An 831-nucleotide genomic window follows, 5' to 3' on the forward strand; every position below is an offset into this window, starting at 1 on the left:
CAAAACAAACCGGTAGCTTTACATTTAATGGCGAACGTAAAGATTACATATTTATCCTTATGGGATTTAATCGTCCTGCCTGGGCTCCTATTAAACGTGACTTTCTAGACGTAAACGGGATGCCCGGAGGACACTTATTACAAACAAATACAGGTAAACGTGAAATAAAAGTACCAGTAATACTGAAAGCACTTGACCAGGCTAATATGCAGAAGGTGAAAGAAGATTTAGCAAAGTGGCTTGTCACAGGTGAAGCTAAGGAACTTATATTTGATGATGAGAAAGACAGAACTTACATGGCGGTTGTTGATGGCGAGGCTGAACTTGATGAATTAATTTTCAGAGGTAAAGGGACAATTACTTTTGTTTGCGGTATGCCATATAAGTTAGGGCTACCACAAGAACACGAAATGAGCATTAAAGATTCAAACTTAGGGGCTCGATTCGTTAATAATGGGACTACAACCTCAGAACCGGTTATTGAAATTGATGTTTTGCAAGCAACGCCTTATATCGATGTATGGAATAAAGATCAGTATTTTCGCCTTGGTTATCCAACTGGTATTCAAAACAAAGTAGTAAAGATGGAAGAACGTGTTATCTACGATGAAATGAATTCACTTGAGCCTTGGAAGAAAGAAAGTGGGAAAATTGGCCCTTACTTTGCTACAGGTGAAATGGCAGTAGCTAATAATTCCTATTTCACAACTAAATTATATGGACCAGGTACCGGGTGGCATGGTCCTATTTATACTCGTAATATTCCTGACGGTCCATTAATTGATTTCAAAGCAGACATGAATATAAAACTTTTCTCTTCTCATATGACCC

1 protein-coding gene is annotated in these 831 nt (G+C 38.1%); it reads left to right on the top strand.

Translation table 11 applies throughout. The features are described 5' to 3' along the window. Window positions 1-831: distal tail protein Dit (locus KVT27_RS23335; RefSeq protein ID WP_217582043.1), on the top strand; the 831-nt coding region annotated here is incomplete at both ends.

It is taken from the genome of Lysinibacillus sp. GbtcB16, from assembly GCF_019091145.1.
GTDB lineage: Bacteria > Bacillota > Bacilli > Bacillales_A > Planococcaceae > Lysinibacillus > Lysinibacillus fusiformis.